This window comes from Luteococcus peritonei (assembly GCF_039526385.1).
Classification (GTDB): Bacteria; Actinomycetota; Actinomycetes; order Propionibacteriales; family Propionibacteriaceae; genus Luteococcus; species Luteococcus peritonei.
In genome coordinates this window covers 1-26,450 of record NZ_BAAAIX010000008.1, presented here as the reverse complement: position 1 = coordinate 26,450, position 26,450 = coordinate 1, and the positions used below count along the sequence as shown (strand labels likewise).

Here is a 26,450-nt window from a genome sequence, read left to right as displayed (position 1 = left end):
GGGGTCGGTTCAGGCGCGGGGGTGGGCCTGCTCGAAGGCCGCGCGCAGCCGCTCGTTGCTCACATGGGTGTAGATCTGCGTCGTGGCCAAGGAGCTGTGGCCCAGGATCTCCTGGACCGTACGCAGGTCGGCGCCGCCCTCCAGCAGGTGGGTGGCCATGGCGTGGCGCAGGCCGTGCGGGCCCAGGTCGGGCGCCTGGGGCACCGCGTCGAGGGCCTGGTGCACCATGCGCCGCACCACCCGGGGGTCGATCCGTGCGCCGCGCGCGCCCAGGAAGACCGCATCACTGGTCTGGCGCAGCCACTGGCCGCGCACCGCCAGCCAGGCCTCGAGGGCGCGCTGCGCGGCACCGCCCAGCGGGACGGTGCGCTCCTTGTTGCCCTTGCCCAGCACCCGCAGGGTGCCGCGGGCCCGGTCGATGTCGGCCAGGTCCAGGCCGCACAGCTCCGAGACCCGGATACCGCTGCCGTAGAGCACCTCCAGGATGGCAACGTCGCGCAGCCCTCCGGGACCCTCCGTCTCGGCCGCGCGGGCGGAGGCGGCGGCGAAGAGCTGGTCCATGTCCTCGGTGGCGAGGTCCGGTGGCAGGCGTCGCGGCACCCGCGGGGACTTCAGCCCGACCGCCGGATCGGTCTCCACCAGCTGCTCACGGGCGGCCCAGGCGAAGAAGACCCGGGCCACACCACTGCGCCGTTGCAGGGTGGCGGGGCTGGCCCCGGTGGCCTGCATGGCGGCCAGCCAACCGCGCAGGTCGCGCACCTGCACCCGGTGGAGCTGGTCTATCCCCTGCTGCGCCAGGTGCTGCACCAGCAGGCTGACGTCGCCGCGGTAGGCGCGCACCGTGTGCTCCGAGTTGCGCCGTTCGGTGGCCAGCCACTCCGCAAAGGCCTCGACGGCATCGCGCAGCGCAGGACTCGGCTCCGCCTGCAGGGGCCGACCGTGCGCCCCCGGCTCGGACGGGTTCGGCTCCTCCTGCTCTGGGCTCATGCGCCCAGACTAGGCGGGCGGGGCGGCGCGTCGGCCCAGCCGGCCACCGCGTCGCGCCGGGGTGTCCCTGTAGGGTTCGCAGGTACGCACCTGGAAGGAAGAGCACGTGAGCGCGAGCAGCCTGGAAGACCTCACCACCTCGGGACGCGTCCTGCGGGTCACCCGCTGGGGCGAGGACGTCCTGCACCAGCCCACCCGCCCGGTGACCGACTTCGGCGAGGAACTGCACCAGCTGGTCCGCGACATGTTCGCCACCATGGCCGCCGCCGAGGGCGTCGGCCTGGCAGCCACCCAGGTGGGCGTGGACCTGGCCGTCTTCGTCTACGACTGCCCCGACGAGGACCAGGTGCACCACCGCGGAGTCTTCTGCAATCCCGTCGTCACGCTGCCCGAGGGCCGCGACCGCCGCCTGGACTCCACCGACGAAGGCTGCTTGAGCTGGCCCGGTGCCTACCAGCCGCTCGCCCGCCCCGACCGCGCCACCTGCACCGGCCAGGACGCCTTCGGCCAGGACATCACCGTGGTGGGTACCGGGTTACTGGCCCGCTGCCTGCAGCACGAGACCGACCATCTGGGCGGCATGGTCTTCGGCGACCGACTCAGCTCGCGCGCCCGTCGCAAGCTCGACGAGCAGCACGAGCAGCTCAAGCACTTCTACCCCGACGACTGGCCGGTCAGCCCCAAGGGTCGTCGCGAGGACCCGCAGGCCTGATGCACGCCACCCAGACCCCGTACACGGAGAACCCGTGGCGGGCCATCATCCTGCTGCTCTGCCGCTGCGCCCTGGGCGTGGTCTTCATCGCCCACGGCTGGAGCAAGTTCACCGACCCCACCATCCAGGCCACCATCAAGCAGTTCACGGCCTGGCACATCCCCCAGCCCGGGATCGCCGCACCGCTGGTGGCCCTGCTGGAGCTGCTGGGCGGCGCCTGCCTGGTGCTGGGCGCCTACACCTGGGTGGTCTGCGTGCTGCTCAGCCTGGAGATGGCCGGCGCCATCTGGTTCCTGCACAAGGACAACGGCATCTTCGTCGGCCAAGGCGGCTGGGAACTCTGCGCCGCCCTGATCGCCGCCCTGATGTGCCTCTCGTTGGCCAGCGCCGGCGACTGGAGCTACGACTCCTGGGCCAACGGCCCCGACACCCCGCGGCGGCGACGACGCCGCTCCTGAGCACCGAACTCCCGGCCGCCCCCTGAAGGGCGGCCGGGAGTTCTTCGTCGAGGGGCCGGGCACGTGGCAGCCCCAGAGGGAGCCCACCGGGCTCAGGATCGCCGCGCCAGGCGCCAGATCCGCGAGCCCAGCAGCGGCAGGCCGATGAGCAACTAGGGCGAGATGACCATGCCGAAGCCGAGACCGAAACCATTGACCTGGTTGCCGGCGGTGAAGCGCGAGCCCGGCAGCAAGGTCACGCCGGCCGTGACCTCGTGCCCCACCGGGATACCGGTGGCCATGGCGCCGTCGACGAAGGCGAACATGCTCCAGGCGTGCACCAGCACCACGAAGCCGAAGAGAAGCGCGGCCAGCACCGCCCCGGTGGTCCATGAGGGACGACGTTCGTCGCGCACCGAGGCGGCACTCTCCCGGGCCAGGGCCCGGATGGAGCCCAGCCCCTCACGGGCCGTCTCCCAGCCGCGCTCGGCGGCGGAGCCGTCCAGGTTGGCTCGCAGTTCGTTGCGCAGCTCGCGTCGCTGACGCCCGGGCGCGCCGAAGTAGTCGAGCCAGAAGTCCAGAATGTTGGAGATCGGGGGATGCCGCGACGGCACGACCGGCTCAGGGGCGCAGCACGTAGCAGACCACCGCGGTGGCCGCGGCCACGTTGAGGGAGTCGACGCCGTGCCCCATCGGGATGCATACCACCCGGTCGGCCTGCTCCAACCAGTGCTCGCTGAGCCCTTGGCCCTCGGTGCCCATCAGCACGGCAACCTTCTCGTCGGGCGACAGGCTCGCGGCCAGTTCGTCCAGGCTGACCGCGTCCTCGCGCAGGGCGAGGGCGACCACGGTGAAGCCCGCCGCCCGGAGCCGCTCCAGGTCGTTCTCCCAGCTCTCCATCCGGGCCCACGGCAGGCTGAAGACGGCCCCCATGGAGGTCTTCACGGCGCGTCGGTAGAGCGGATCGGCGGCGCGGGGCGCCAGCAGCACCCCGTCCCAGCCCAGGCCGGCGGCACTGCGCACGATGGCGCCCACATTGGTGTGGTCGACGATGTCCTCCACCACCACCAGGCGTCGGGCGTCCAGCAGGTCGTCGAGCCGGTGGCGCACCTGGCGCTGCATCGAGGCCAGCGCGCCGCGGTGCACATGAAAACCGGTCACCTGCTCGGCCAACGCGGGGCTCACCACGTAGACCTCCGCGTCGGTGGCCTCCAGCAGGTCGGACAAGGAGTCCACCCAGCGGGGCGCCAGCAGGAAGGAGCGCGGCGGGTAGCCGGCCTCCACCGCGCGTCGGATCACCTTCTCGCCCTCGGCGATGAACAGGCCGTGCTCGGCCTCGATGCTGTGGCGCAGCGAGGTCTCGCGCAGCGCCACGTAGTCACGCAGGCGCTCGTCGTGCGGGTCGGTGATCTCGACGAAGTGGGCCACCGGACGAGCCTAGCGGTGCGTCGGCAGCGCACCCTCCAGCTCGAGCAGCGCCTGCTTGGCCTCCAGGCCGCCCAGGTAGCCGCCCAGCGCCCCGCCGGAGCGCAGCACCCGGTGGCAGGGCACCACCAGCGGCAGCGGATTGGTGGCGCAGGCGGTGCCCACCGCACGCGAGGCGCCGGGACGCCCCAGCGCGGCGGCCACCTCGGCATAGCTGGCGGTGCGGCCGTAGCCGATCTGCGGCAGCCAGCGCTGCACCTGCTGGCGAAAGCCCGTCGAGAGCCGGTCGTCCAGGTGCAGGTCGAAGCTGGTGCGGAGACCGGCGAAGTAGTCGTCGAGCTGGTGGGCGGCCGCATCGAGCCGACCGGGTTCGCGCAGCACGCGCGGGCCGATGCGGGCGGAGAGGTCCTGCAGCACGCCGTCGAAGCCCTCGCGGGCGAAGGCCACCCGGGCCAGCCCCGCGGGGGTGGCGGCCAGCAGCAACTCCCCCACCGGGCTGTCGACGGTGCGCCAGGCCACCTCCACCAGCCCCTGCTCCGAGGCGGTGCGGGCCAGCCGGCTGGTCAGTGCGTCAAGGTGCTCAGTCATGGTCTTCCTCACGGTGGATGCGGCGCAGACGGGCCATGCCGTCGCTGGCGGCCCGGCGGGCGGCCTCGGGGGTGGTGCCGAGCAACTCGGCAACCTGGGCATGCGGCAGGCCGGCCAGGTGGTGATGGGCCACCGCTCGGCGCTGCTTCGGTGGCAGCCGGTCGAGCCAGCGCCACAGCAGCAGCCTCTCCTCGGGAGCCATCCGAGCCTCGCGCTCCCCCGGCTCGGGAAGCACCTCCGCCGGAAGCGCCCGCCGGGAGCTGGCCCGCACCTGGTCCAGGCTGCGGCGTCGCGCGATGGTGACCAGCCAGGCCTCCACGTCGGCTCCGTCGTCCAGCTCCGGCCACGCCCGCAGCGCTGACAGGAAGGTCTCCTGCCAGGCGTCGTCGGCATCGGGGCCACCACCCAGCACGCTGCGACAGACGCGCAGCACGGTGGTGCCGTGCTGCTCGACGGCCTGGCTGAAGGGGATCTGCATGCTCATGTCCTGTAGACGCCGCACCACCGCGGACTGTGAGGTCCCAGCCTGCCACCGACTCCGGTCGGTCGTAGGCTGGGCCCACCATGAGCCTCAGCCTTCCCCGCCCGGACCGCTTCCTGCTGGCGATCATCACCGCCGCCGTGCTGGCCAGCATCTTCCCGGCCACCGGTGCCGCGGTCCCGGTGCTCTCCTGGGCCAGCAAGATCATGATCGCGGTGCTCTTCTTCCTCTACGGCGCCCGGCTCTCGCCGCAGGAGTCGCTGGAGGGACTGCGCAACTGGCGCCTGCACGCGGTGATCCTGTCCTTCACCTACCTGCTCTTCCCGCTGCTGGGGCTGGCCCTGCGGGTGCTCGACGGGCCGGTGTTGAGCCACGAGCTCTACCTGGGCCTGCTCTGGGTCTGCCTGGTGCCCCCCACGGTGCAGTCCAGCATCAACTTCACCTCGATCGCCAAGGGCAATGTGGCCGGCGCCATCGTGAGCGCCTCCTTCTCCAACCTGGTGGGCGTGGTGATCACCCCACTGCTGGCCATCGCGCTGATGTCGGCCACCGGCGGGCTGCACATCGATGCCTCCTCGGTGCTCGACATCGTCGGCCAGCTGCTGGTGCCCTTCGTGCTGGGCCAGCTCTCCCGACGCTGGACCGCCGACTTCGTGAAGCGACACAAGCGGCTCAAGCTGGTGGACCAGGGTTCGATCATCCTGGTGGTCTACTCCGCCTTCAGCCAGGGCATGCGCGAGCACATGTGGAGCACCATCTCGCCGGGTGACATCGTCCGCCTGGTGCTGGTCTGTCTGGTGGTGCTGGCGCTGGTGCTCTGGCTCACCTGGCAGGTGGCGCGCTGGCTGGGCTTCAGCCGGGCCGACCGGATCGCCATCCAGTTCTGCGGCACCAAGAAGTCACTGGCCACCGGCGTGCCGATGGCCACCGTGCTCTTCGCCGGGATGCCCACGGTGGGCCTGATGGTGCTGCCGCTGATGGTCTTCCACCAGGCCCAGCTGATGGCCTGCTCCGCCCTGGCCGGCCGCTACGCCCGCCAGGCCGGCGAGACGGGCGACGTGCAGGTCGCTGGGTAGGCTCGGGTCATGGCAGAGATCCGCAAGCACAAGACCTCGGCTCCCAACAGCGCGATCGCCAAGGCCCTGGAACAGGCCCTCGGCGCCGCCGTCCGCCCGGTGACCCCCGGCGCGCCGCCCCGGCCCAACCAGCCGGAGAACCCGCACGTCGCACCCCCGACCGCCGGTGCCGCAGCACCGCTGCCCGGGTCCGGCTGGGTCAGCCTCTCGCCGCAGGCCGCGCCGAAGGTGGCCAAGCAGCGCGACCAGGACGACGAGCTGGACTGAGCCGCGCCCTCCGGCTTCCCGGGCAGCAGCACCCGACGCGACGGCGCCCCGCGAGTGATCGCGGGGCGCCGTCGTCGTGCTGCTGGGTGGTGGCAGGCTCACTGCCCGCCGGCGGGAGGCTCCCACCCGGTCTGGTAGGCCGGCCCGGCGGGCGGCTGCTGGGCGCCCGACTGCTGTGGCTGCTGCACCTCCAGCGCGTCGGAGGCACCGGTGGTCAGCTGGTCACCCTCCGGAGCCGGGTCCACCGGCTGCGGGTTGCGGCGCGGCTTGAAGGCCGGGTTCGACAGCTTCTCCGCCTCCTCGATCACGCTCTGCACCGTCTTGTCGCTCTGCGCCCGCTCCTGGTCGGTCTGGGCCTGGATCTCGGCCATCACGTCCACCTTCTCCGGCGCGGAGAACTTCGACCGGTCGGTCTGCGCGTAGGCCTTGACCTGCTCACCGATGTCGCCCACCGCGGAACCCAGTCCCTTCAGGGCGTCGTTCAGCTCACTGGGCACGATCCACACCTTGTTGGAGTCGCCGCGCGCCAGGGAGGGCAGCATCTGCATGTACTGGTAGGCCAGAAGACCTTGGTCCGGCTCGCCGGCATGGATCGCGTTGAAGACCGTGGTGATGGCCTGCGCCTCGCCCTCGGCGCGCAGCATCTGGGCCTGGCGGTCGGCCTGAGCGCGCAGCACCGCGGCCTCGCGATCACCCTGTGCCCTCAGGATGGCGGACTCGCGCTCACCGCCGGCGGACAGGATCTGGGACTGCCGCTGCCCCTCGGCCAGCAGGATCTGGGCCCGCTTGTCGCGCTCGGCACGCGCACCCTTCTCCATGGCGTCACGGATGGTGGCCGGCGGCTCGATGGCGCGCAGTTCCACGCGGTTGACCTTGATGCCCCACTTGCCGGTGGCCTCGTCGAGCACCGCGCGCAGCTTGTTGTTGATCTCCTCGCGGCTGGTCAGGGCCCGTTCCAGGTCCATGCCGCCGATGATGTTGCGCAGCGTGGTCATGGTGAGCTGCTCGATGGCGCCGCGGTAGTTCTGCGCCTCGTAGGCGGCGCGCACCGGGTCGACGATCTGGAAGTAGATGACCGAGTCGATGTTGACCATCAGGTTCTCCTCGGTGATCACCCCCTGCGGCGGGAAGGCCTGCACCTCCTCGCGCATGTCCATGGTGTAGCGCACCCGGTCCACCAGCGGCACCAGGAGGTGGGGGCCGGGCTCCAGGGTGCGTCGGAACTTGCCGAGCCGCTCCACGACGGCGATCTGCTGCTGCTTGATGATCTTGAGCGACTGCTGCAGGGCGATCACCACCAGGGCCACCAGCAGGGCCATCAGGATGAATCCGATCTCCATCTGTTCCTCCTTGTCAGACCCCGGGACGGCGTCGTCCCGGAGGGTTCTACTCGATCTCTGCGGCGCTGCTGCGCCCACCCAGCTCGCGCTCCACGGGGTAGACCACCAGCGTCGCCCCGTCCACCTCGTAGACCTCGACGATCTCCCCCACCTCGACGGCGGCGACGCCGGGCACCAGGCGGGCGCTCCACAGCTCACCGTTCACCTTGACCTCACCGCCGGTCCGGGTGATGGCGGCGGTTGCGGCACCCTCGCTGCCCACCAGCTTGTTCAGGCTGGAGCGGTAGCCGGGGGCGCGTCGTACCCGCTCCAGCAGGGTGGGGCGCAGGAAGCCCAGCATGGCCGCGGCGACGCCGAGCGCCACCAGCACCTGGAGCCAGAGCATGCCCGGCACCACCAGGGCCACGAGCCCGCCGGCCAGGGCGCCGGAGGACAGCATCAGCAGGGTCAGGTCCAGGGTGAGCATCTCGGCGCAGGCAAGCACCAGGGCAAGAGCTCCCCACAAGGCCCACAGGTGGTCCGAGAACCAGCCGGCCAGGTCCTGCTCCTGCGGGGTCATCACTCCATCCCCCGCCTGGGCCACACCGCGCGGGCCTGCCAGCGGCCGTCCTCGTGGCTGATCCGCAGCGGCAGGTCGAAGGTCTGGCTCATCAGGTCGTCGGTGAGCACCTGTTCGATCGGCCCGGCGGCCACCACGTGGCCGTCCTTGAGCAGCAGGGCGTGGCTGATCCCGGCCGGGATCTCCTCGACGTGGTGGGTGACCAGCACGGTGGCGGGGGCGTCGGGATCGCTGCAGATCTCGGACAGGGTTCCCACCAGCGCCTCGCGGCCGGACAGGTCCAGCCCGGCGGCCGGCTCGTCGAGCAGCAGCAGTTCCGGGTCGGTCATCAGGGCTCGGGCGATCTGGACCCGCTTGCGCTCGCCCTCGCTCAGCGTGCCGAAGGTGCGCGAGGCCAGGTGGTCGACGCGCAGCTGGCGCATCAGGTCGCCGGCACGGTCGTGATCCAGGCTGTCGTACTCCTCGCGCCAGCGGCCCATCACGGCATAGGAGGCGGAGACCACCACATCGTCCACCCGCTCCCCCTTGGGGATGCGGTCGGCGATGGCGGCCGAGGCCACGCCGATGCGGGGCCGCAGCTCGAAGACATCGACGGCACCGAGCAGCTCGTCGAGGATGGCGGCCATGCCGGTGGTGGGGTGCATCTGGGCGCCCAGCACCTGCAGCAGGGTGGTCTTGCCGGCACCATTGGGGCCGATCAGGACCCAGCGCTCGTCCTCCTCGACGCGCCAGGTGATGTCCGCCACCAGGTCCTTGCCCCCGCGTCGAACCCCAACCCCTGCCAGATCCACGACACTCGCCATGGGTGCAACCTATCGAACCGCAGGGGCTCACCCAACCCCGGCTCGCCCTTGTCGTGGCCGCGTATCCTCGTCGTCGTGCTCGACCTCTGCCTGGCTCTGTGCTCCAGCCTGAACGCGATGGCCGAGGGCCGCCTGACGGCGCCGGATGCCGAGGCCCTGGTGCGGCGCGGCACGGCCCACCACGTCCACGACCCCGACCAGCTGCTGGGCCTCGACCCGCTGGCCCAGGTGCCGCTCCGACTGGCCCTGGCGCGCCTGGCGCACGGTGGCCGGCCGGCGGCCGGACCCGGTGGCGCCATCGGGTCGGCCCCGCCGGTCTGGGCCCTGCTGATCCCTCGCCCGGGACGGATGGCAGGGCTGCGCGGTCCGCTGCAGGCCAACCGGTTGGCGCTGGAGGCCGGCGCGGTGGTGACCACTCACGACGGTTCGCTGGCCTGGTTCGGGCAGCAGGTGGGCGAGGGTGTGCAGTGGCGCCTGGCTCGGCTGGAACGCCCGCTGCCACCGCCCGACCCTCGCGAGGCCGCGCGCAGCCTGACGCGGCTGGTGGGCCAGGGGGCGCAGGCGCTGGCCGAGCTGGGCGTGGTGGCCGGGCAGCGTCCCGACGCCATCCATGCGCCGGTGCTGGGGGCGCACTACCCGGAGCGCTCACAGCTCCTGCTGGACCGTGCCTGGCTGCTGCTGGCCGCCTCCGAGCAGGCGCTGGCCGCACAGTCCGAGGTGCTGCACTCCCACGCGGTACTGGTGCGTGAGAAGCACCTGCGCGAGCTGCTGGAGGTGGCCCTGGACGCAGTGAGCGCTGCGGCCAGCTGGCCGCAGCGCTCGCTGCACTGATCTGTCGACACCGTCCGGCTCGGGCCGGTGGCGCATGGGTCGAGGCGGTTCAGCCGCCCATCGAGTGCACGCCGCCGTCGACGTGCACCATCTCGCCGGTGGTCTTGGGGAACCAGTCGCTGAGCAGGGCCACGACGGCCTTGGCGGTGGGCACCGCGTCGGTGGTGTCCCAGCCCAGCGGGGCTCGCTGCTCCCACAGGTCGTTGAAGGTGCCGGAGCCGGGGATCGCCTTCTTGGCGATGGTGTCCAGCGGGCCGGCGGCCACCACATTGGCGCGCACGCCCTCCGGGCCCAGGAAGCGGGCCAGGTAACGGGTGGTGGACTCCAGGGCGGCCTTCGCCACGCCCATCCAGTCATAGGTGGGCCAGGAGACGCGGGCGTCGAAGGTGAGGCCCACCACGCTGGCCTCGTCACCGAAGAGCGGCTTGCAGGCCATGGTCAGGCTCACCAGCGAGTAGGCGGAGATCTGCACCGCGTCACCCACGTCGGACCACGGGGTGGTCAGGAAGCCACCGCCCAGGGCAGTCTCCGGGTTGGCATAGGCGATGGAGTGCACCACGCCGTCGAGGCGCTCGATGCCCAGCTCGCGCAGCTGGTCGGCCAGACCGGCCAGCTGCTGCTCGTCGGTCACGTTCAGCTCGATCACGGCCGGCGCGGGGTCCAGCGACCGCACCACGCGGTTGGTCAGGCTCATCGCGCGGCCAAAGTTGGAGACCACCACGGTGGCCCCCTGCTCCTGCGCGATCTTGGCCACCTGGTAGGCGATCGAGGTGTTGTGGGTCACGCCGGTGACCAGGATGGACTTGCCTTCGAGAATTCCCATGTACTGCCTTCTTGTGCGGGGGTGGGGTGGTTCGGGCCGGGGCTCAGTGTCCCATGCCGAGACCGCCGTCGACCGGCAGCACGGCACCGGTGACATAGCCCGCGGCATCGCTGCTGAGATAGCGCACCGCGGCGGCCACGTCGGCGGTCTGGCCCAGCTTCCCCACCGGGATGCGGGACTGGTAGCCCTTGATGGTCTGCTCGTCCAGGACGGCGGTCATGTCCGTCTCGATGAAGCCGGGGGCCACCACATTGCAGGTGATGCCGCGCCCACCCAGCTCACGGGCCACGCTGCGGGCCATGCCCACCAGGGCCGCCTTGGAGCTGGCGTAGTTCACCTGGCCGGCGGAGCCCAGCAGGGCCACCACGGAGCTGATCAGCACGATGCGTCCGTGGCGCTGCTTCATCATGGGGCGCACCGCACGCTTCACGACGCGGAAGGTGCCGGTGAGGTTGGTGTCGACGACGGCCGAGAAGTCCTCGTCGCTCATCCGCATCAGCAGGCCGTCGCGGGTGATGCCGGCATTGGCCACCAGGATCTCGACCGGGCCGTGGGCGGCCTCCACCTCGGCGAAGGCGGCCTCCACCTGCTCCGGGTCGTTGATCTCGCACCGCACGCCCAGCACGCCCTCGGGCACGTCACCGGAGCGGTAGGTGGCGGCCACCTTGTGCCCGGCACGCAGCAGGTCGGAGGCGATCTCGCGGCCGATGCCCTTGCTGCCACCGGTGACGAGGACGCTGCGGGGGACGAATTCTTCGCTGCTCTGGCTCACCGTGCCACGCTATCCGCCGCCTCGACGGGCCAGGGCTGGGCGGGACCACAATGTCGTCCGGGCATCTTTGGAGGATTCGGCAGCGGCGTACAGTTGGCGCGTGGCACGCAGCGAGGGGGCACGCCCCACCATCACCAGCGCGCGACGCTCCCGCTCGGAGGACGTCGAGATGCGCCAGCGTCGCTATGTGTGGACCATGCTGCTGCGCACCGCCTGTTTCCTGCTGATGTTCGTCGTGCCGGGCATCTGGAAGATCGTGGCCGTGGCGGGTGCCGCCGTGCTCCCGGCGATCGCCGTGGTGCTGGCCAATGCCCGCGAGAACCGCACCAACCCGGCAGACCTGGCCCCGCACGACGAGGAGCCGGTGGAGCTGCCGCAGCTGGGGGCCGCGCCGGTGATCCGCGGCGAGGTCGTCGACGACGGCCACCACCCCGCCGCCTGAACCGGGCCCGCGACGGGTGCGAGTAGGCTCGGCCGGGTGAAGAAGATGTGGATGCGCTGGCTGGCCCTGCTGCTGTTCGTGGTGCTGCTGGGCTCGCTCTTCGTCCGGCTCGGCGAGTGGCAGCTGCACCGTCTGGAGCAGCGCCGAGAGACCAATGCCCGCATCACCGCCTTCCACAACCAGCCGGTCAAGCCCTACCAGGAGGTCTTCGGCGGTCCGATCGGCGACGACCCGCAGTGGCAGCGGGTCAGCGTCACCGGCAGCTATGACGCGAAGCACCAGCTGCAGGCCATGCTGCGCAACCAGGGCGGCAAGGCCGGCAGCGAGGTGCTCACCCCGATGCGCACCGAGCAGGGCGACTGGCTGCTGGTGGACCGGGGCTTCATCCCGCGCGCCCAGGGCGCCAACGAGATCGCGGTGCTGCCCGATCCCCCCACCGGACGGGTCACGGTCACCGGCTACGTGAAGCGCAGCGAGTACGACGACAAGCCCAATGCCATGCTCCCCGAGCAGGGCACGGTGCGGCTGGTGAACACCGAGGTGCTGAGCCAGCACCTGCCCTACACGCTGCTGGACGGCTACGTCGGCCTGATCGACAGCTCGGTGCCGCAGGCCGGTGACCTGCAGCCGATCACCCCGCCCGAGCTCACCGAGGGACCGCACCTTTCCTATGCCCTGCAGTGGTTCACCTTCACCGTGATCGCGGTGATCGGCGCCGCGATCCTGGTCCGCGGCGACCTGCGCGACCGCCGCAAGGCGCTCGCTCGTCGCGAAAAGGCAGCCGCCCAGGCGGAGAATCGCGAATCCACCGATAGCCTCACAGCACCGCGCCGCACGGGCGAGGACGAGTGACGAGGAGATTCCGCGATGGATCTGGGACTTGCCGACAAGGTCTTCCTGGTGACGGCCGCCAGCTCGGGCCTGGGACTCGCCAGCGCCCGCCAGCTCGTGGCCGAGGGTGCCCGCGTGGTGCTGGTGGCCCGACGTGAGGAGGCGCTGGCCGAGGTGGCCACCGAGCTGAACGGCGACGCCCCCGAGGACGCGCCGCGCGTCGTGCCGATGGCCGGCGACCTGCTGGAGGCCGACACCGTCACCGAGGCGATCACCCGCGCCCTAGAGGTCTTCGGCCAGGTGGACGGCGCCCTGGTCAGCGTCGGAGGCCCCCCGGCCGGCCACGTGCTGGAGAACACCGACGAGCAGTGGACCACCGCCTTCTCCTCGGTCTTCCTGCCCGCCCTGCGGGTGGCCCGCGCGGTCTACGCGCAGAACCCGCGGGCCCGGCTGGCCCTGGTGCTGTCCACCTCCACCCGGGTGCCGCTGCCCGGCATGGCCATCTCCAACGGCCTGCGCCCCGGGCTGGGCATGCTGGTCAAGCAGCTGGCCGACGAGGTGGGCCCCGACGGCGGCCGCGTGGTGGGCCTGATGCCCGGCTCCATCGCCACCGGCCGGATGACCTACCTGTTCGAGCAGGCCAGCGACCCGAAGGCTGCGCGCGAGCTGGTGGAGTCGCAGGTGCCGCTGCGCCGGATGGGCGAGCCCGACGAGTTCGGCCGGGTGGCCACCTTCCTGCTCTCCGATGCCGCCGGCTACATGTCCGGCTGCGTGGTGCCCGTCGACGGCGGCGCCATGCGCACCGTCTGAGGACCCCCATGGCGATCGAGAAGGCCCTGGCCCTGCTGGCCTGCCCGCAGTGCCAGGGCCGACTCTTGCTCGAGGGGCGCAGCCTGGTGTGTCCCCGCGGCCACAGCTTCGACCTTGCGAAGCAGGGCTATGTGAACCTGCTGGGCCGCGCCGCGCCGGCCAATGCCGACAGGGCGGACATGGTGGCTGCCCGTGACCGCTTCCTGTCCGCCGGCCACTACCGCCCCATCGAGCAGGCCCTGGCCCGACGGATCGGTTCGGCACGCCGCCTGCTCGAGGTGGGCGCCGGCACCGGCCACTACCTGGCCGGGCTGCTCGAGGCGCTGCCGCAAGCGGTCGGGCTGGCCACCGACGTCTCGGTGCCCGCCTGCCGACGCGCTGCCCGGGCGCACGAGCGGATGGGCGCCGTGGTGGCCGACACCTGGGCCGGGCTGCCGGTGCGCAGCGGCCATGTCGACGCCCTGCTGTGTGTCTTCGCACCGCGCAACCCGGCGGAGTTCGCCCGGGTCTGCGCTCCCGGCGCGACGCTGGCGGTGGTCACCCCCAATGCCGGCCACCTGGCGCAGGCGCGTGAGGCGCTGGGCCTGCTCGACGTCGAGGCGGACAAGCTGGCCCGGCTGAACCGGACCATGTCCGGCGCCTTCGAGGCCGTCTGGACCCAGCGGATCCGGTGGAGCATGGACCTGGGTGCCCAGGACCTGTCCGACCTGGTGCAGATGGGGCCCAATGCCTTCCACGAGCATGCCGCGGTGCAACGGGACATGACGGTGGAGGCCGATGTCCAGCTCACCATCTTCCGCCGCCCCAACGGCGGCTGAGCCGGGCGCACCGCCCGGCGGGGCGGCGCGACCGGCTCGGCGGCAGCGGGTGCTGGCTCAGGCGAACTGGCTGGCGTAGAGCTCGGCGTACTCGCCGCCGGCAGCCAGCAGCTCGTCGTGGGTGCCGCGCTCGACGATCCGGCCACCCTCCAGCACCAGGATCTGGTCGGCCGCCCGCACGGTGGACAACCGGTGGGCGATCACCACGCTGGTGCGGTCCTGCATGGCGGCGTCCAGCGCCTTCTGCACGGCCACCTCGCTCTCCGAGTCCAGGTGGGCGGTGGCCTCGTCCAGGACCACGATCGGCGGTGCCTTCAGCAGCAGCCGGGCGATCGCGAAGCGCTGGCGCTCACCGCCGGAGAGGCGGTAGCCGCGCTCCCCCACCATGGTGTCCAGGCCGTCGGGCAGGCGCTGCACCAGCTCCCAGATCTGGGCCGCCTGCAGCGCCTCGGTGATCTGCTGCTCGGTGGCGCCGGGGGCGGCGTAGAGCAGGTTGTTGCGGATGGTGTCGTGGAACATGTGGGCGTCCTGGGTGACATAGCCCACCATGTCCTGCAGCGAGGCCTGCGTGAGCTCGCGCACGTCATCGCCACCGATCCGTACGCTGCCACCGGTGACGTCGTAGAGCCGGGTGAGCAGGTTCGTGATGGTGGTCTTGCCCGCCCCGGAGGGGCCCACCAGGGCGAAGGTCTGGCCCGGTGCGACGTGGAAGTCCACCCCGTCGAGCACCTTCTGGTTTCGGCTCTCGTGGCCGGGGGCGACCGGCTCCAGCGAGGACAGCGAGACCAGCTCGGGATCGGGGTAGGTGAAGTGCACCTGGTCGAAGTCGATGCTGGCCACGCCGGAGGCACGACGCGCATCGGGCCGGTCACTGATCAGCGGCTTGAGGTCGAGCACCTCGAAGACCCGCTCGAAGCTGACCAGCGCGCTCATCACGTCGACGCGCACATTGGTGAGCTGCACCAGCGGTCCGTAGAGCTGGGCCAGCAGGCCGGCCAGGGCGGTCAGCGTGCCGACGGTGAGTTCCTGGCGGATCGCCATCCAGCCGCCCGCTCCGTAGACCAGGGCGGTCGCCAGCGCCGCCACCAGGGTCATGGCCGTCATGAACAGCCGGCCCACCATGGCGATGGTGACGCCATTGCGGCGCAGCTCGTCGGCCTTGGTGGCGAAGAGCTCGTGCTCGGTGGCGGGGCGCCCGAAGAGCTTCACCAGCAGGGCGCCGGAGACGGTGAAGCGTTCGGTCATCATGGCCGACAGGTCGCCGTTCAGCTGCATCGAGTCACGGGTGAGCGAGGCCAGCCGGCCGCCCACCACGCGCGCCGGGATCAGGAAGATCGGCAGCAGCACCAGCGAGGCGAGGGTCAGCTTCCACGACAGGCTCATCATGGCGGCCAGCACCAGCACCAGCGAGATGACATTGCTCAGCACGCTGGACAGCGTGGTGGTGAAGGCGCGCTGGGCACCCAGCACGTCCGACTGCAGCCGGCTCACCAGCTTGCCGGTGTGGGTCCGGCTGAAGAAGGCCAGCGGCATCGACGAGACGTGGTCGAAGACCTGGCTGCGCAGGTCGTAGATCAGTCCCTCGCCGACGCGGGCCGAGCACCAGCGGTTCACGATGCTGAGCACCGCGTCCAGCACCGCCAGCAGGGCCACCACGCCGGCCAGCTGCAGCACCAGGCGGGTGTTGCCCTGCAGCACGCCGTCGTCGATGATCCGCTTGAAGATCAGGGGCGGGACCACCCCGGCTGCTGCGGCGAGCACCACGCAGACCAGGAAGATCACCAGCAGCCCTACATAGGGCCGGCCGTAGCCGGCGATGCGGCGCACGGTTCCCGGCGCCAGCTTGTGGTTCTTGACCTCGGGGTCCTTCTTGAGGCCCCCCATCATGCGCCCTCCCGGGCCACCCATTCCACTCATGCACTCTCCTCGTCCTCATCGTTGGGACGTTCATCGATATATCGTCCAGCCCTGCAACGCGGAACGGCCGGCCGGTATTCCCGGCCGGCCGCGCACGTCGCGAGGCGAGTGCTACGCGCCCTTCTTCGCGGACTTCTTCTTCGACTTCTGGGAGTCGCCCTTGCCGGACTTCTTCTTGCCGGCCTTGTCCTTGGCGTCCTTGTCCTTGACCGGCTTGTCCTTGACGTCCTGGTCCTTGACCGGCTTGTCCTTGACGTCCTGGTCCTTGGCCAGCTTGTCCTTCACCGGCTTGTCCGCCTTGGCCAGCTTGTCCTTCACCGGCTTGTCCGCCTTGGCCACCTTCTCTGCCTTCGCCGACGTGTCGACCTTGGTCACCTTCTCGACCTTGGCGGGCTTCTCGATCCTGCCAAGCTTCTCGATCTTGTCGGCCTTCTTGGCCTTGCTCGGCTTCTTGGCCTTGGTGGCCTGGTCGCCCTTGGAACGCTTCTCGGCCCTGGTGGATGTGTCGGCCTTGACGCTCTTCTCGGGCTTCACGGCCTTGGCGTGCTGGGCCGAAGGGTCAGTGACCACCGGCGCCGGCGGGGTAGCCCCGCTGCGGCGGCGCGGGGTGGGTGCGTCGACGGCGGCCCTGGCCTGCCGCTTCACCGGTGCGATGGCCTCGTCGATACTGGCCCGGCTGGTGCTGCGACGCGGGTTGGTCAGCCTGGCGCGAGCCTCTCCGGCCGCGCCGCGGGTGGCCCCACCGCGGCCCCGCAGCTCGACGCCGTGCTCCTTGAGCAGGCCCTGCACCCAGCCGTAGGAGCGGCCAAGATCATCAGCCATGGACCGGATCGCCTCACCAGCGGCGTAGCGGGCCGCGAGCTCAGCGGCGACAGCGCGGCGCTGCTCCCCCGTGATCCGCGCGCCGGGCGCGAGCTGGCTGGTGGCGGTGGGCTTGCTGGTGGCCATGGCCTGTCCCCTTCACGGGTGCGGATGTGTGACCAAGATCAAAGCACACCGGCGGGCCCGACGGCAGCAGGCGCGACGAGCACTCAGGCCAGCGAGATCAGGTCCGCGTACTCCGGGCTCCACAGGTCCTCATCGCCCTCCGGCAGTACCAGCACCCGGTCGGGGTCCAGGGCGTGCACGGCGCCCTCGTCGTGGGTGACCAGCACCACCGCGCCGGTGTAGCTGCGGATGGCATTGAGCACCTCCTCGCGCGAGGCCGGGTCGAGGTTGTTGGTGGGCTCGTCAAGCAGCAGCACGTTGGCGGAGCTGACCACCAGCATGGCCAGCGCCAGCCGGGTCTTCTCGCCACCGGAGAGCACCCGGGCGGGCTTGTCCACGTCGTCGCCGGTGAACAGGAAGGATCCCAGCACCTTGCGGCACTCGGTGGCATTCATGTTCGGCGCGCTGGCCACCATGTTGTCAAGCACGCTGGAGGTGAGGTCGATCAGGTCGTGCTCCTGGGCGAAGTAGCCGATCCGCAGGCCGTGGCCCGGGAGCAGTTCGCCGGTGTCGGCCTCCTCCACCCCGGCCAGGATGCGCAGCATGGTGGTCTTGCCGGCGCCGTTCAGGCCCAGGATGACCACCTTGGAGCCCTTGTCGATGGCCAGGTCGACGCCGGTGAAGACCTCCAGCGAACCGTAGGACTTGCTCAACCCCTCGGCCATCAGCGGCACCTTGCCCACCGGGGCAGGCTCCGGGAAGCGGATCCGCGCCACCTTGTCGGCCTCGCGCTCGTCCTCCAGCCCGGCCAGCATCCGCTCGGCACGACGCGCCATGTTGTGCGCCGCGGCGGCCTTGGTGGCCTTCGCGCCCAGCTTGTCGGCCTGGGCGAAGAGCTGCGCGGCCTTGCGCTCGGCATTGGCTCGCTCGCGACGGCGACGCTTCTCGTCGGTCTCGCGCTGCTTGAGGTAGAGCTTCCAGCTCATCGAGTAGATGTCCATCTCGGCACGGTTCGCGTCCAGGTGGTAGACCTTGTTCACGATCGCGTCGAGCAGGTCGGTGTCGTGGCTGATCATCATCAGCGCACCGGGATAGGTCTTGAGGAAGTCACGCAGCCAGGCGATCGAGTCGGCGTCGAGGTGGTTGGTGGGCTCGTCCAGCAGCAGCGTGTCCGCTCCGGAGAACAGGATCCGCGCCAGCTCGATGCGTCGTCGCTGGCCACCGGACAGGTTGCGCAGCGGCTCGGCCAGCACCCGGTCGGGCAGCGCCAGGTTGGCGGCGATCCGGTGCGCCTCGCTCTCCGCGCCGTAGCCGCCGGCCGCGACGAACTGCGCCTCCGCCTTGGTGTAGGAGCTCATCGCCGCCTCGCGCTCCTCGCCGGTGGCGGTGCTCATGGTCTGCTCCAGGTCGCGCATCTTGACGATGACCCGGTCCAGCCCGCGCGCCGAGAGGATCCGGTCGCGGGCGAGCACGTTGAGGTCGCCGTCGCGCGGGTCCTGCGGCAGGTAGCCGAGCTGGCCACTACGGACGACACTGCCTGCGGCCGGCATCCCATCCCCCGCCAGGATCCGGGTCAGCGTGGTCTTGCCGGCACCGTTGCGGCCCACCAGGCCGATCCGGTCGCCCGGGATCACCTGGAAGGAGATGGGGGAAAGCAGCAGCCGGGCACCCGCCCTGACCTCGAGGTCCTTGATCTGAAGCACGTCCTCCAGTCTCCCACGTCGCGGCCGCACGGTTGAATTGGCGCATGAGCCAGCGCCTGTTCGTCGCCATCCAGCCCGATGCCACCACGACGGCCCAGCTGCGGGACCAGCTGGTGGGGCCCCGTGCGGCGCTCACCGGGAGGCCGCTGCGCTGGAATCCCGAGCAGCAGTGGCATGTCACGCTGCTCTTCACCCCCAATGTCCGCGACCACCTGGTCCCGGAGCTGGTGGACGGACTGCGTTGCCTGGCCACCGCCCGACCCGGCTTCGAGCTGGCCCTGGCCGGCGGCGGTGCCTTTCCTGAACTTACCTGGGCACGTCACCTGATCGGCCTGCTGGACGACCCGACGGACTCGCTGCCGGCGCTGGCGCAGGACTGCCGCAGCCTGGCCGGCGGCCTGGGCCTGGAGCACCCCGAGGGGCCCTACCAGCCGCACCTCACACTGGCCAGGACGAACAAGGCCCGCAACCATGCGGCTGACGCCGCCTGGCTCCGGGCCCTGCGCAGTGACCCGTGGCGGGTCGAGGAGATCGTGCTGGTGCGCTCGGTGCTGGGGATTCGCGGCCACGCCGAGCACACCGTGGCCGCCACCTTCCCGCTGGGAGGCTAGACGTTGAAACCGACGGCCCGCAGCTGTTCGCGGCCCTCGTCGGTGATCATCTCCAGCGACCACGGCGGCAGCCAGACCCAGTTGATGGTGGCCGAGTTCACCAGGCCATCGAGCACATTGTGGGTGTCGTACTCGATCTGGTCGGTGAGCGGGCAGGTGGGGCTGGTCAGCGTCATGTCGATGGTGGCGTTGTTCTCCTCGTCGACGTGGATGCCGTAGACCAGGCCCAGGTCGACGACGTTGACCATCAGCTCGGGGTCGACCACGTCGCGCATGGCCTCCTCGATGTCCTCGACGCTGGGCCGCGGGCTGGTGGGGATGCCGGTGGGCAGCTCGTCCTTGACCAGGTCGGAAGGGCGCTGCGCCGGCACCTCGGCGGTCTCGCCGCGGTCGAAGTCCGGGCTCTCGGGTGGGACGGACACGTGGGTCTCCTTCGGTTGGAAAACTTGTCGGGTCAGGCCTGGGCCTGGGCGCGCAGCACGGCGTCGCGGACGGCCGACCAGCCGAGCATTGCGCACTTCACGCGGGCGGGGAACTGGGAGACACCGACGAAGGCGATCCCGTCCTCCAGACGGTCCTCGTCGGGCTCGGCCTTGCCCTGGGACTGCATCATCTCCAGGAACTCGTCGTGCAGGGCCATCACGTCGGCGGTCTCGCGACCGATCACCAGGTCGGTCATCACCGAGGTGGAGGCCTGCGAGATGGAGCAGCCCTCCGCGTGGTAGCTGACATCGCCCACCTTGCCGCCGTCGAGCTCCACCCGCAGGGTGATCTCGTCGCCGCAGGAGGGATTGACGTGGTGCACCTCGGCGTCGAAGGGCTCGCGCAGGCCGGAGTTCAGCTTCGCCTTGTAGTGGTCCAGGATGATCTCCTGGTACATCTGCTCCACCATCTGCTGCTCGCTCATCGTGCACTCCTGTCGTCCTGGCGGGCGGCGCGACGGGCCGCGCGACGCGCCTCGATGCTGCCGCCACCAGCAGCCTGCCGCCCCTGGAAGAAGTCGCGGGTCCAGTCCAGCGCCTCGGCCAGCGCCTCCACCTCGGCCTTCGTCGTGTACAGGTAGCCGGAGGCACGCACCGAGCTCTGCACCCCGAGCCGGTCGTGCAGCGGGCGGGCGCAGTGGTGGCCACCGCGCACGGCGATGCCGCGCGAGTCCAGCATCTGCATGATGTCGTGCGGGTGCACCCCGTCCAGGGTGAAGCTCACCGCGCCACCACGCTGGACGGCCTCGGTGGGCCCCAGGATGCGCAGCCCGTCGACGTCCTGCAGCCGGCTGAGCATCAGGGCGGTGACCTCCTGCTCGTGGGCGGCCACCCGGTCCATGCCGATCCCGGACAGGTAGTCCAGGGCGACGCCCAGGCCATGGGCCTGCACGATCGGCGGAGTACCCGCCTCGAAACGGTGCGGCGGGGCGGCGAAGGTGGAGCCCTCCATGCGCACCACCTCGATCATCTCGCCGCCGCCCAGGAAGGGGGGCAGGGAGGCCAGCAGGTCGTAGCGGCCCCAGAGCACGCCGATGCCGGTGGGCCCGCACAGCTTGTGGCCGGTGAAGGCCAGCAGGTCGCAGCCCAGCTCGGTCACGTCGGTGGGTCGTTGCGGCACGCCCTGCGAACCGTCGACCACGAGCACCGCGCCCACGGCATGGGCCATCTCGGCGATCTGGCGCACCGGGTTCACCGTGCCCACCACATTGCTGATCCAGGTGATCGAGACGACCTTGGTGCGCTCGTTGACCAGGCCGTCGCGCTCGGCGGCCTCCAGGTCGAGCCGGCCCTCGTCGGTGATGTCGAACCAGCGCAGGGTGGCGCCGGTGCGCTCGCAGACCAGCTGCCAGGGCACGATGTTGGAGTGGTGCTCCATCACGGAGACCAGCACCTCGTCGCCGGGGCCCAGCGAGGCGCCCAGGCTGTTGGCCGCCAGGTTCAGCGCCTCGGAGGCGTTCTTCGTGAAGACCACCTCGCCGCGCTGCGGGGCGCCGATGAACGTGGCCACCCGGTCACGCCCGCCCTCAAAGGCCTCGGTGGCCTCCAGGCCCAGCTGGTGCATGGCGCGCGCGACATTGGCGTTGTGGTGCAGATAGGTGTCGGCGATCGCCTCGACCACCACCGTCGGCTTCTGCGAGGTGTTGGCCGAGTCGAGGTAGACCAGCGGGTTCTCCCCCACCCTGCGCTGCAGGATCGGGAAGTCGCGGCGGATCGCCTCGACGTCGTAGTCGTGGTTCATCAGAACCTCTCATCCATGGGGCACACGCGGCGCCGCAGCGGGCTGCGACGCCGTGTGGTGTGGCTGTGTGGGGAGCCTGCTCCCCGGGGTGCGGATCAGGCCTGCGCCTGGGCCGCCTTCACGTACTTCTCGTAGCCCTCGAGCTCGAGCTGCTCGGCCAGCTCCTTGCCGCCCTCCTCGACCATCCGGCCGTCGACGAAGACGTGCACGTGAGTGGGGTGCACGTAGCGCAGGATGCGGGTGTAGTGGGTGATCAGCAGCACGCCGCGGTCACCCTGCTGGCTGAAGCGGTTGACGCCCTCGGAGACGACGCGCAGGGCGTCGATGTCCAGGCCGGAGTCGGTCTCGTCCAGGACGGCGACCTTCGGGTTGAGCAGCTCCAGCTGGGCGATCTCGTGGCGCTTCTTCTCGCCGCCGGAGAAGCCCTCGTTGACCGAGCGGGTGGCGAAGTCGTCCTCGAGCTGCATGCCGGCCAGGGCGCCCTTGACGTCCTTGGTCCAGGTGCGCAGCTTGGGGGCCTCGCCGTCCAGGGCGGTCTTGGCGGCGCGCAGGAAGTTGGTCACGCTGACGCCGGGAACCTCCACCGGGTACTGCATGGCCAGGAAGAGGCCGGCGCGGGCGCGCTCGTCGACGGTCATCTCGGTGAGGTCCTGCCCGTCGAGCAGCACCTTGCCGGAGGTGATCGTGTACTTGGGGTGGCCGGCGATGGCGTAGGCCATGGTGGACTTGCCGGAGCCGTTCGGGCCCATGATGGCGTGCACCTCGCCGTCATTGATGGTCAGGTTCACGCCCTTGAGGATCGGCTTGGGACCGGTTTCGGTCTCGACGTCGACGTGCAGGTCGATGATTTCCAGCTTGGACATTGCTTCTCCAGGTTTCTGTTCAGTGGTGGTCTGTGGCGGCCGCGTGGTCAGGCCAGCGCCGCGGGATCGATCGGGTTGTCCAGGTCCACCTGGACCATGCCGTCGACCACCCGCGTGGGGTAGACCGGCACGGGCTCGGTGGCGGGCAGGTTGAGCGCGGCCCCGGTGCGCAGGTCGAAGGCCGACCCGTGCAGGTAGCACTCGATGGAGCAGTCGACGACGTCGCCCTCGCTGAGCGGCACCTTGCCGTGCGAGCACTCGTCGGTGATGGCGAAGATCTCCTCGCCCACCTTCACGATGGCCAGCTCGGCATCGCCCACCTCCACGCCCAGCGGGAGGTCGGTCAGCTCGGCGAGCTCGCAGGCATCGACGAAGCTCATGCCTGCTGCTCGATGGTCGGCGCGACGACGGCGAGCTCCTTCTCGACGGCCTCCATCAGGCGTGCCTCGACGGTCTCGACGCCGATGCGGCGCACGATGTCGACGAAGAAGCCGTGCACCACCAGGCGGCGGGCCTCGGGCTCGGGGATGCCGCGGCTCATCAGGTAGAAGAGCTGGTTGTCGTCGAAGCGGCCGGTGGTCGAGGAGTGGCCGGCGCCAGCGATCTCACCGGTCTCGATCTCCAGGTTCGGCACGCTGTCGGCCTTGCAGCCGTCGGTGAGCACCAGGTTCTTGTTGGACTCGTAGGTCTCGATACCCTCGGCCACCTTGCGGATCAGCACGTCGCCGATCCAGACGGAGTGGGCCCCGTCACCCTGCAGCGCGCCGCGGTAGTCCACATTGGACTTGGTCTGCGGGGCGTTGTGGTCGACGAAGATGCGGTGCTGGATGTGCTGGCCGGCGTCCACGAAGTAGAGGCCGTACTGCTCCAGCTCGCCGCCGGGGCCGGCATAGCGCACGTCCTCCTGCAGACGGATCACGTCGCCGCCCAGGGAGGTGGTGACCATCTTGACGTGGGCGTCGCGACCCACCAGCACGGAGCGCTGGCCGCCGTGCACCGCGGTGTCGTCCCAGTCCTGCAGGGTCACAATGCTGACCTTGGCGCCGTCGCCGACGCGCACGTCCAGCTTCTCGGCAAAGGTGACGTCACCCTTGTAGTGCAAGATCACGGTGGCCTTGCTGAAGGCGCCCACCCGGATCACCATGTGGTCGCTAACCACGCCGCCGGTGCCGGTGCCGGTCAGCAGCACGGGCTCGGACAGCTCGCTCTCGGCCGGGATGTCCAGCAGCGCCGCATAGCCGGCGTTCTGGGCGGCCAGGGCGGAGACCCGGTCCAGCGGGGCCTCGACGGCGAGCTCACGGGCCTGCTCGGAGTCGATCGAGGTGAGGCTCACGCCGGCGGGCAAACTGGTCTGCCAGGTGAGGTTGTCGCTGGTGACCTCGGCGCGCAGCAGCGGACGGATCCGCTTCATCGGGGTGAAGCGCCAGACCTCCTCGCGGCCGGTCGGCTCGGGATGGTCGGCCAGGTCCCACGAGGGGGTGGGGTGCAGGTGCGAGGCCACGGTCTCCACCGCGCCGGCCACGTTCGGGGCCGGGACGCCCTCGGGCGTGGTCAGCTCGAGGCCGGTGTCGGTGGTCTCGGTCGGCATCTGGTCCACCGAGGTGTTCGGATCGGTGCCGTCAGGACGGGTGTCCGTGTCGGGAGTGCTCACAGTGTGGTCTTTCCTTGTGGTGTTCGGATGAGGCGGTGGCGGGGCTGTGCGGGCGTCAGCCCACGGCGCCTTCCATCTGGAGCTCGATCAGACGGTTCAGCTCCAGGGCGTACTCCATCGGCAGCTCGCGGGCGATCGGCTCGACGAAGCCGCGCACGATCATGGCCATGGCCTCGTCCTCCTCGAGACCACGCTGCATCAGGTAGAAGAGCTGGTCGTCGGAGACCTTCGAGACGGTGGCCTCGTGGGCCATCGAGACGTCGTCCTCGCGCACGTCGACGTAGGGGTAGGTGTCGGAGCGGCTGATGGTGTCCACCAGCAGGGCATCGCACTTCACGCTGGAGGCCGACTGCGAGGCGCCTTCCTGCACCTCCACCAGGCCACGGTAGGAGGAGCGGCCGCCCCCGCGGGCCACCGACTTGGAGATGATCGAGGAGCTGGTGTGCGGGGCGCAGTGCACCATCTTGGAGCCGGCGTCCTGGTGCTGGCCCTCGCCGGCGAAGGCGATGGACAGGGTCTCGCCCTTGGCGTGCTCGCCCATCAGGTAGACCGCCGGGTACTTCATGGTCACCTTGGAACCGATGTTGCCGTCGATCCACTCCATGGTGGCGCCCTCCTCGCAGGTGGCGCGCTTGGTGACCAGGTTGAAGACATTGTTCGACCAGTTCTGGATGGTGGTGTAGCGCACGCGGGCGTTCTTCTTCACCACGATCTCCACGACGGCCGAGTGCAGTGAGTCCGACTTGTAGATTGGGGCGGTGCAGCCCTCGACATAGTGCACGTAGGAGCCCTCGTCGGCGATGATCAGGGTGCGCTCGAACTGGCCCATGTTCTCCGTGTTGATCCGGAAGTAGGCCTGCAACGGGATCTCGACGTGGACGCCCTTGGGGACGTAGATGAACGAGCCACCGGACCAGACCGAGGTGTTCAGGGCGGCGAACTTGTTGTCGCCCACCGGGATCACGGTGCCGAAGTACTCCTGGAAGATCTCGGGGTGCTCCTTCAACGCGGTGTCGGTGTCCAGGAAGATCACTCCCTGGCGCTCCAGCTCCTCGTTGATCTTGTGGTAGACCACCTCGGACTCGTACTGGGCGGCGACGCCGGCCACCAGGCGGGCCTTCTCGGCCTCCGGGATGCCGAGCTTGTCGTAGGTGTTCTTGATGTCCTCGGGCAAGTCCTCCCAGGACTGCGCCTGGCGCTCGGTGGAGCGCACGAAGTACTTGATGTTCTCGAAGTCGATCTCGGTCAGGTCGGCGCCCCAGGTGGGCATCGGCTTGCGCTCGAAGAGCTTGAGGCCCTTGAGGCGCAGGTCGAGCATCCACTCCGGCTCGTCCTTCAGCTCCGAGATGTTCTTCACGACATCGGGGTTCAGGCCACGCTTGGCCGCGGCACCGGCATCGTCCTTGTCGTGCCAGCCGAAGCGGTAGTTGCCCAGCGCGTCCAGGTGCTCGTCCTGGGTGGCGCCGGTACCGGGCACCACCGGCTTGTTCTGCACGTCGGTCATATCAGTTGGCCTTTCGGTTGTCTGCGTCAGAGGTCTTGGGAGGAAGGGGCGGCATCGGGATGTTGGTGGTGCAGATCCCGTCGCCGTGGGCGATGGTGGCCAGGCGCTGGACGTGGCTGCCCAACAGCTTGCTGAACAGCTCGGTCTCGGCCTGGCAGAGCTGGGGGAACTCCTCGGCGACTGCGGCCACCGGGCAGTGGTGCTGGCACAGCTGGGTGGCCGGGACCCCCAGCTGGGTGCTGGCCGAGGGCTGCACGCTGGCCACGTAGCCGTCGGTGTTCAGCGCGCGGGCCAGGGCGTCAACCGGGCTGCCCTGCGGGTCGTCGGCGCGGAAGCGGTGGTAGGCCGCCTCGACGTCGGAGACGCGCTGCTCGGCCAGGGCATTGACCGCCCCCGGCCCGGCGGCGCGCACCAGGTGGCGCAGCGCCTCGATGGCCAGTTCGTCATAGGCCTGGTAGAAGGTCTTGCGACCCTCGTCGGTCAGCGCGAAGACCTTGGCCGGGCGGCCGCGGCCACGCTGGCCGTAGACGCGCTGCTCGCGGGGCTCGATGTGACCCTGCTCGGTGAGTACGCCCAGGTGCCGTCGGATGGCGGCGGGGGTCAGGTGCAGCCGCTCGCCGAGTTCCGCGGCGGTGCTGGGACCGTGCTGCAGGATACTGCGGGCGACCCGGCCTCGGGTGGACGCCTCTTCCTCGGCGTCGACGGGGCCCGGCGTCGCTCCGCGCAGGGGGGTTCCGTCAGTTTCCACAACACCATTCTTACCTAATTGACACCCCGTTGTACAAGCCGACCAGACTCCCTCACCCAGCAAGGTGAGGCAAGCCTAGATCGCTGGTTAGGCCGCTCGTGACCATTCGGGCAGGCGGGCGGGGCCGAAGCAACCGTGAGCGCTGCTAAGTTTGCTCCTAACCCGCGCGGCGGGGGCGGTGATTGGCGCCCCCATTCCCCGGGTGTTCAATGTACGGACCGGACGCCGAACCCCGGGGGGGTGTCCCTATGTTCCTCGTCAAGCGGCGAGGGGCATGGGTGAGGGTGTTGGGGCGGGGGCC

At 70.4% G+C, this 26,450-nt stretch carries 31 protein-coding genes; 10 read left to right on the top strand and 21 right to left on the bottom strand.

Going from position 1 to position 26,450, the window contains the following annotated elements; genetic code table 11:
• Positions 1-9: 9 nt before the first annotated feature.
• Positions 10-987: a tyrosine recombinase XerC gene (locus ABD073_RS03730; RefSeq protein ID WP_343872467.1), complete on the bottom strand. Its 978-nt coding sequence runs from the start codon at positions 985-987 to the stop codon at positions 10-12.
• A 106-nt stretch (positions 988-1,093) separates the two neighbouring features.
• On the opposite strand from ABD073_RS03730, the gene def reads away from it, so the two are divergent.
• The gene (gene def, locus ABD073_RS03725; RefSeq protein ID WP_343872466.1) at positions 1,094-1,699 is read left to right on the top strand and encodes a peptide deformylase; all 606 of its coding nucleotides are present in this window, start codon (positions 1,094-1,096) and stop codon (positions 1,697-1,699) included.
• Positions 1,699-2,157 (top strand): DoxX family protein, encoded by a 459-nt coding sequence (locus ABD073_RS03720; RefSeq protein WP_343872465.1) that lies wholly within the window; start codon positions 1,699-1,701, stop codon positions 2,155-2,157. Before def ends, ABD073_RS03720 begins: the two co-directional genes overlap by 1 nt.
• Positions 2,158-2,309: 152 nt before the next feature.
• Here the strand turns inward: ABD073_RS03720 and ABD073_RS03715 are convergent, their stop codons facing one another.
• The 4 genes from ABD073_RS03715 to ABD073_RS03700 are packed head-to-tail and all read right to left on the bottom strand — an operon-like array spanning position 2,310 to position 4,633.
• Positions 2,310-2,750, bottom strand: coding sequence for a hypothetical protein (locus ABD073_RS03715; protein ID WP_343872464.1), 441 nt, complete (start codon positions 2,748-2,750; stop codon positions 2,310-2,312).
• A gap of 7 nt (positions 2,751-2,757) precedes the next feature.
• Positions 2,758-3,564 (bottom strand): TrmH family RNA methyltransferase, encoded by an 807-nt coding sequence (locus ABD073_RS03710; protein WP_343872463.1) that lies wholly within the window; start codon positions 3,562-3,564, stop codon positions 2,758-2,760.
• Positions 3,565-3,573: 9 nt separating this feature from the next.
• Positions 3,574-4,149: a methylated-DNA--[protein]-cysteine S-methyltransferase gene (locus ABD073_RS03705; RefSeq protein WP_343872462.1), complete on the bottom strand. Its 576-nt coding sequence runs from the start codon at positions 4,147-4,149 to the stop codon at positions 3,574-3,576.
• Positions 4,142-4,633, bottom strand: a complete 492-nt coding sequence (locus ABD073_RS03700) for an RNA polymerase sigma factor (protein WP_343872461.1) — start codon at positions 4,631-4,633, stop codon at positions 4,142-4,144. The genes ABD073_RS03705 and ABD073_RS03700 overlap by 8 nt, the downstream gene beginning before the upstream one ends.
• 80 nt (positions 4,634-4,713) lie before the next feature.
• Here ABD073_RS03700 and ABD073_RS03695 point away from each other — a divergent pair, with 80 nt between their 5' ends.
• Positions 4,714-5,706 carry a bile acid:sodium symporter family protein gene (locus tag ABD073_RS03695; RefSeq protein WP_343872460.1) on the top strand — a complete coding sequence of 331 codons (993 nt, stop codon included), beginning with the start codon at positions 4,714-4,716 and terminating at the stop codon, positions 5,704-5,706.
• 9 nt (positions 5,707-5,715) lie between these two features.
• Positions 5,716-5,973 carry a hypothetical protein gene (locus tag ABD073_RS03690; protein ID WP_343872459.1) on the top strand — a complete coding sequence of 86 codons (258 nt, stop codon included), beginning with the start codon at positions 5,716-5,718 and terminating at the stop codon, positions 5,971-5,973.
• A gap of 98 nt (positions 5,974-6,071) precedes the next feature.
• On the opposite strand, the gene ABD073_RS03685 is transcribed toward ABD073_RS03690, so the two are convergent.
• Genes ABD073_RS03685 through ABD073_RS03675 form a run of 3 tightly spaced genes read right to left on the bottom strand, consistent with a single transcriptional unit; the run spans position 6,072 to position 8,675 of the window.
• Positions 6,072-7,313 (bottom strand): SPFH domain-containing protein, encoded by a 1,242-nt coding sequence (locus ABD073_RS03685; RefSeq protein ID WP_343872458.1) that lies wholly within the window; start codon positions 7,311-7,313, stop codon positions 6,072-6,074.
• 46 nt (positions 7,314-7,359) lie between these two features.
• Complete coding sequence (locus ABD073_RS03680; RefSeq protein ID WP_386751639.1) at positions 7,360-7,872, bottom strand: NfeD family protein; 513 nt, start codon at positions 7,870-7,872, stop codon at positions 7,360-7,362.
• Positions 7,872-8,675: an ABC transporter ATP-binding protein gene (locus ABD073_RS03675; RefSeq protein ID WP_343872457.1), complete on the bottom strand. Its 804-nt coding sequence runs from the start codon at positions 8,673-8,675 to the stop codon at positions 7,872-7,874. Before ABD073_RS03675 ends, ABD073_RS03680 begins: the two co-directional genes overlap by 1 nt.
• A gap of 75 nt (positions 8,676-8,750) precedes the next feature.
• Between ABD073_RS03675 and ABD073_RS03670 the strand changes: the two genes are divergently transcribed.
• The gene (locus ABD073_RS03670) at positions 8,751-9,506 is read left to right on the top strand and encodes a hypothetical protein (protein WP_343872456.1); all 756 of its coding nucleotides are present in this window, start codon (positions 8,751-8,753) and stop codon (positions 9,504-9,506) included.
• Positions 9,507-9,555: 49 nt separating this feature from the next.
• Here the strand turns inward: ABD073_RS03670 and fabI are convergent, their stop codons facing one another.
• Both fabI and fabG read right to left on the bottom strand, forming a co-directional pair.
• On the bottom strand, positions 9,556-10,329 hold the full coding sequence (gene fabI / locus ABD073_RS03665) for an enoyl-ACP reductase FabI (protein WP_343872454.1): 774 nt from the start codon (positions 10,327-10,329) through the stop codon (positions 9,556-9,558).
• A 43-nt stretch (positions 10,330-10,372) separates the two neighbouring features.
• Positions 10,373-11,101 carry a 3-oxoacyl-ACP reductase FabG gene (gene fabG / locus ABD073_RS03660; RefSeq protein ID WP_343872453.1) on the bottom strand — a complete coding sequence of 243 codons (729 nt, stop codon included), beginning with the start codon at positions 11,099-11,101 and terminating at the stop codon, positions 10,373-10,375.
• A 100-nt stretch (positions 11,102-11,201) separates the two neighbouring features.
• Between fabG and ABD073_RS03655 the strand changes: the two genes are divergently transcribed.
• The 4 genes from ABD073_RS03655 to ABD073_RS03640 are packed head-to-tail and all read left to right on the top strand — an operon-like array spanning position 11,202 to position 14,002.
• Entirely contained in the window at positions 11,202-11,543 is a 342-nt protein-coding gene (locus tag ABD073_RS03655; protein ID WP_343872452.1) for a DUF3099 domain-containing protein, read from the top strand.
• A 45-nt stretch (positions 11,544-11,588) separates the two neighbouring features.
• On the top strand, positions 11,589-12,395 hold the full coding sequence (locus ABD073_RS03650; RefSeq protein ID WP_343872491.1) for an SURF1 family cytochrome oxidase biogenesis protein: 807 nt from the start codon (positions 11,589-11,591) through the stop codon (positions 12,393-12,395).
• A gap of 15 nt (positions 12,396-12,410) precedes the next feature.
• The gene (locus ABD073_RS03645) at positions 12,411-13,184 is read left to right on the top strand and encodes an SDR family oxidoreductase (RefSeq protein ID WP_343872451.1); all 774 of its coding nucleotides are present in this window, start codon (positions 12,411-12,413) and stop codon (positions 13,182-13,184) included.
• Between the two features lie 8 nt (positions 13,185-13,192).
• Positions 13,193-14,002: a putative RNA methyltransferase gene (locus ABD073_RS03640; protein WP_343872449.1), complete on the top strand. Its 810-nt coding sequence runs from the start codon at positions 13,193-13,195 to the stop codon at positions 14,000-14,002.
• A gap of 57 nt (positions 14,003-14,059) precedes the next feature.
• Here the strand turns inward: ABD073_RS03640 and ABD073_RS03635 are convergent, their stop codons facing one another.
• From ABD073_RS03635 to ABD073_RS03625, 3 genes are all read right to left on the bottom strand, one after another.
• Positions 14,060-15,919, bottom strand: a complete 1,860-nt coding sequence (locus ABD073_RS03635; protein ID WP_343872448.1) for an ABC transporter ATP-binding protein — start codon at positions 15,917-15,919, stop codon at positions 14,060-14,062.
• Between the two features lie 111 nt (positions 15,920-16,030).
• Positions 16,031-16,867: a helix-turn-helix domain-containing protein gene (locus tag ABD073_RS03630; RefSeq protein ID WP_343872447.1), complete on the bottom strand. Its 837-nt coding sequence runs from the start codon at positions 16,865-16,867 to the stop codon at positions 16,031-16,033.
• A gap of 83 nt (positions 16,868-16,950) precedes the next feature.
• Complete coding sequence (locus ABD073_RS03625) at positions 16,951-18,549, bottom strand: ABC-F family ATP-binding cassette domain-containing protein (protein ID WP_343872445.1); 1,599 nt, start codon at positions 18,547-18,549, stop codon at positions 16,951-16,953.
• 44 nt (positions 18,550-18,593) lie between these two features.
• Here ABD073_RS03625 and thpR point away from each other — a divergent pair, with 44 nt between their 5' ends.
• The gene (thpR, locus tag ABD073_RS03620; protein ID WP_343872443.1) at positions 18,594-19,160 is read left to right on the top strand and encodes an RNA 2',3'-cyclic phosphodiesterase; all 567 of its coding nucleotides are present in this window, start codon (positions 18,594-18,596) and stop codon (positions 19,158-19,160) included.
• On the opposite strand, the gene ABD073_RS03615 is transcribed toward thpR, so the two are convergent.
• From ABD073_RS03615 to ABD073_RS03580, 8 genes are all read right to left on the bottom strand, one after another.
• The gene (locus tag ABD073_RS03615; RefSeq protein WP_343872489.1) at positions 19,157-19,507 is read right to left on the bottom strand and encodes a metal-sulfur cluster assembly factor; all 351 of its coding nucleotides are present in this window, start codon (positions 19,505-19,507) and stop codon (positions 19,157-19,159) included. The two genes, thpR and ABD073_RS03615, sit on opposite strands and share 4 nt — an antisense overlap.
• A gap of 107 nt (positions 19,508-19,614) precedes the next feature.
• The gene (gene sufU, locus ABD073_RS03610) at positions 19,615-20,067 is read right to left on the bottom strand and encodes a Fe-S cluster assembly sulfur transfer protein SufU (RefSeq protein WP_343872441.1); all 453 of its coding nucleotides are present in this window, start codon (positions 20,065-20,067) and stop codon (positions 19,615-19,617) included.
• Positions 20,064-21,383 carry a cysteine desulfurase gene (locus ABD073_RS03605; protein WP_343872440.1) on the bottom strand — a complete coding sequence of 440 codons (1,320 nt, stop codon included), beginning with the start codon at positions 21,381-21,383 and terminating at the stop codon, positions 20,064-20,066. Before ABD073_RS03605 ends, sufU begins: the two co-directional genes overlap by 4 nt.
• A 95-nt stretch (positions 21,384-21,478) precedes the next feature.
• Positions 21,479-22,246 (bottom strand): Fe-S cluster assembly ATPase SufC, encoded by a 768-nt coding sequence (gene sufC, locus ABD073_RS03600; protein ID WP_343872439.1) that lies wholly within the window; start codon positions 22,244-22,246, stop codon positions 21,479-21,481.
• A gap of 47 nt (positions 22,247-22,293) precedes the next feature.
• Positions 22,294-22,626: a non-heme iron oxygenase ferredoxin subunit gene (locus ABD073_RS03595; protein WP_343872438.1), complete on the bottom strand. Its 333-nt coding sequence runs from the start codon at positions 22,624-22,626 to the stop codon at positions 22,294-22,296.
• A complete protein-coding gene (gene sufD, locus ABD073_RS03590; protein WP_386751641.1) occupies positions 22,623-23,834 on the bottom strand; it encodes a Fe-S cluster assembly protein SufD in 1,212 nt (403 codons plus the stop codon). Before sufD ends, ABD073_RS03595 begins: the two co-directional genes overlap by 4 nt.
• A 118-nt stretch (positions 23,835-23,952) precedes the next feature.
• Positions 23,953-25,401, bottom strand: a complete 1,449-nt coding sequence (gene sufB / locus ABD073_RS03585) for a Fe-S cluster assembly protein SufB (RefSeq protein WP_343872436.1) — start codon at positions 25,399-25,401, stop codon at positions 23,953-23,955.
• Position 25,402: 1 nt separating this feature from the next.
• Positions 25,403-26,149: a helix-turn-helix transcriptional regulator gene (locus ABD073_RS03580; RefSeq protein WP_343872435.1), complete on the bottom strand. Its 747-nt coding sequence runs from the start codon at positions 26,147-26,149 to the stop codon at positions 25,403-25,405.
• Positions 26,150-26,450 lie beyond the last annotated feature (301 nt).

Excerpts from the sequence above, each read along its gene's own strand:
- ABD073_RS03705 (WP_343872462.1), bottom strand. The coding sequence starts at position 4,149 with ATGACTGAGCACCTTGACGCACTGACCAGCCGGCTGGCCCGCACCGCC.
- sufB (WP_343872436.1), bottom strand. The coding sequence starts at position 25,401 with ATGACCGACGTGCAGAACAAGCCGGTGGTGCCCGGTACCGGCGCCACC.
- ABD073_RS03685 (WP_343872458.1), bottom strand. The coding sequence starts at position 7,313 with ATGGAGATCGGATTCATCCTGATGGCCCTGCTGGTGGCCCTGGTGGTG.
- ABD073_RS03700 (WP_343872461.1), bottom strand. The coding sequence starts at position 4,633 with ATGAGCATGCAGATCCCCTTCAGCCAGGCCGTCGAGCAGCACGGCACC.
- fabI (WP_343872454.1), bottom strand. The coding sequence starts at position 10,329 with ATGGGAATTCTCGAAGGCAAGTCCATCCTGGTCACCGGCGTGACCCAC.
- sufC (WP_343872439.1), bottom strand. The coding sequence starts at position 22,246 with ATGTCCAAGCTGGAAATCATCGACCTGCACGTCGACGTCGAGACCGAA.
- ABD073_RS03675 (WP_343872457.1), bottom strand. The coding sequence starts at position 8,675 with ATGGCGAGTGTCGTGGATCTGGCAGGGGTTGGGGTTCGACGCGGGGGC.
- ABD073_RS03730 (WP_343872467.1), bottom strand. The coding sequence starts at position 987 with ATGAGCCCAGAGCAGGAGGAGCCGAACCCGTCCGAGCCGGGGGCGCAC.
- ABD073_RS03605 (WP_343872440.1), bottom strand. The coding sequence starts at position 21,383 with ATGAACCACGACTACGACGTCGAGGCGATCCGCCGCGACTTCCCGATC.
- sufU (WP_343872441.1), bottom strand. The coding sequence starts at position 20,067 with ATGAGCGAGCAGCAGATGGTGGAGCAGATGTACCAGGAGATCATCCTG.
- ABD073_RS03720 (WP_343872465.1), top strand. The coding sequence starts at position 1,699 with ATGCACGCCACCCAGACCCCGTACACGGAGAACCCGTGGCGGGCCATC.
- thpR (WP_343872443.1), top strand. The coding sequence starts at position 18,594 with ATGAGCCAGCGCCTGTTCGTCGCCATCCAGCCCGATGCCACCACGACG.
- ABD073_RS03630 (WP_343872447.1), bottom strand. The coding sequence starts at position 16,867 with ATGGCCACCAGCAAGCCCACCGCCACCAGCCAGCTCGCGCCCGGCGCG.
- ABD073_RS03635 (WP_343872448.1), bottom strand. The coding sequence starts at position 15,919 with ATGAGTGGAATGGGTGGCCCGGGAGGGCGCATGATGGGGGGCCTCAAG.
- ABD073_RS03690 (WP_343872459.1), top strand. The coding sequence starts at position 5,716 with ATGGCAGAGATCCGCAAGCACAAGACCTCGGCTCCCAACAGCGCGATC.
- ABD073_RS03695 (WP_343872460.1), top strand. The coding sequence starts at position 4,714 with ATGAGCCTCAGCCTTCCCCGCCCGGACCGCTTCCTGCTGGCGATCATC.
- ABD073_RS03645 (WP_343872451.1), top strand. The coding sequence starts at position 12,411 with ATGGATCTGGGACTTGCCGACAAGGTCTTCCTGGTGACGGCCGCCAGC.
- ABD073_RS03595 (WP_343872438.1), bottom strand. The coding sequence starts at position 22,626 with ATGAGCTTCGTCGATGCCTGCGAGCTCGCCGAGCTGACCGACCTCCCG.
- ABD073_RS03650 (WP_343872491.1), top strand. The coding sequence starts at position 11,589 with ATGTGGATGCGCTGGCTGGCCCTGCTGCTGTTCGTGGTGCTGCTGGGC.
- ABD073_RS03680 (WP_386751639.1), bottom strand. The coding sequence starts at position 7,872 with ATGACCCCGCAGGAGCAGGACCTGGCCGGCTGGTTCTCGGACCACCTG.
- ABD073_RS03640 (WP_343872449.1), top strand. The coding sequence starts at position 13,193 with ATGGCGATCGAGAAGGCCCTGGCCCTGCTGGCCTGCCCGCAGTGCCAG.
- sufD (WP_386751641.1), bottom strand. The coding sequence starts at position 23,834 with ATGCCGACCGAGACCACCGACACCGGCCTCGAGCTGACCACGCCCGAG.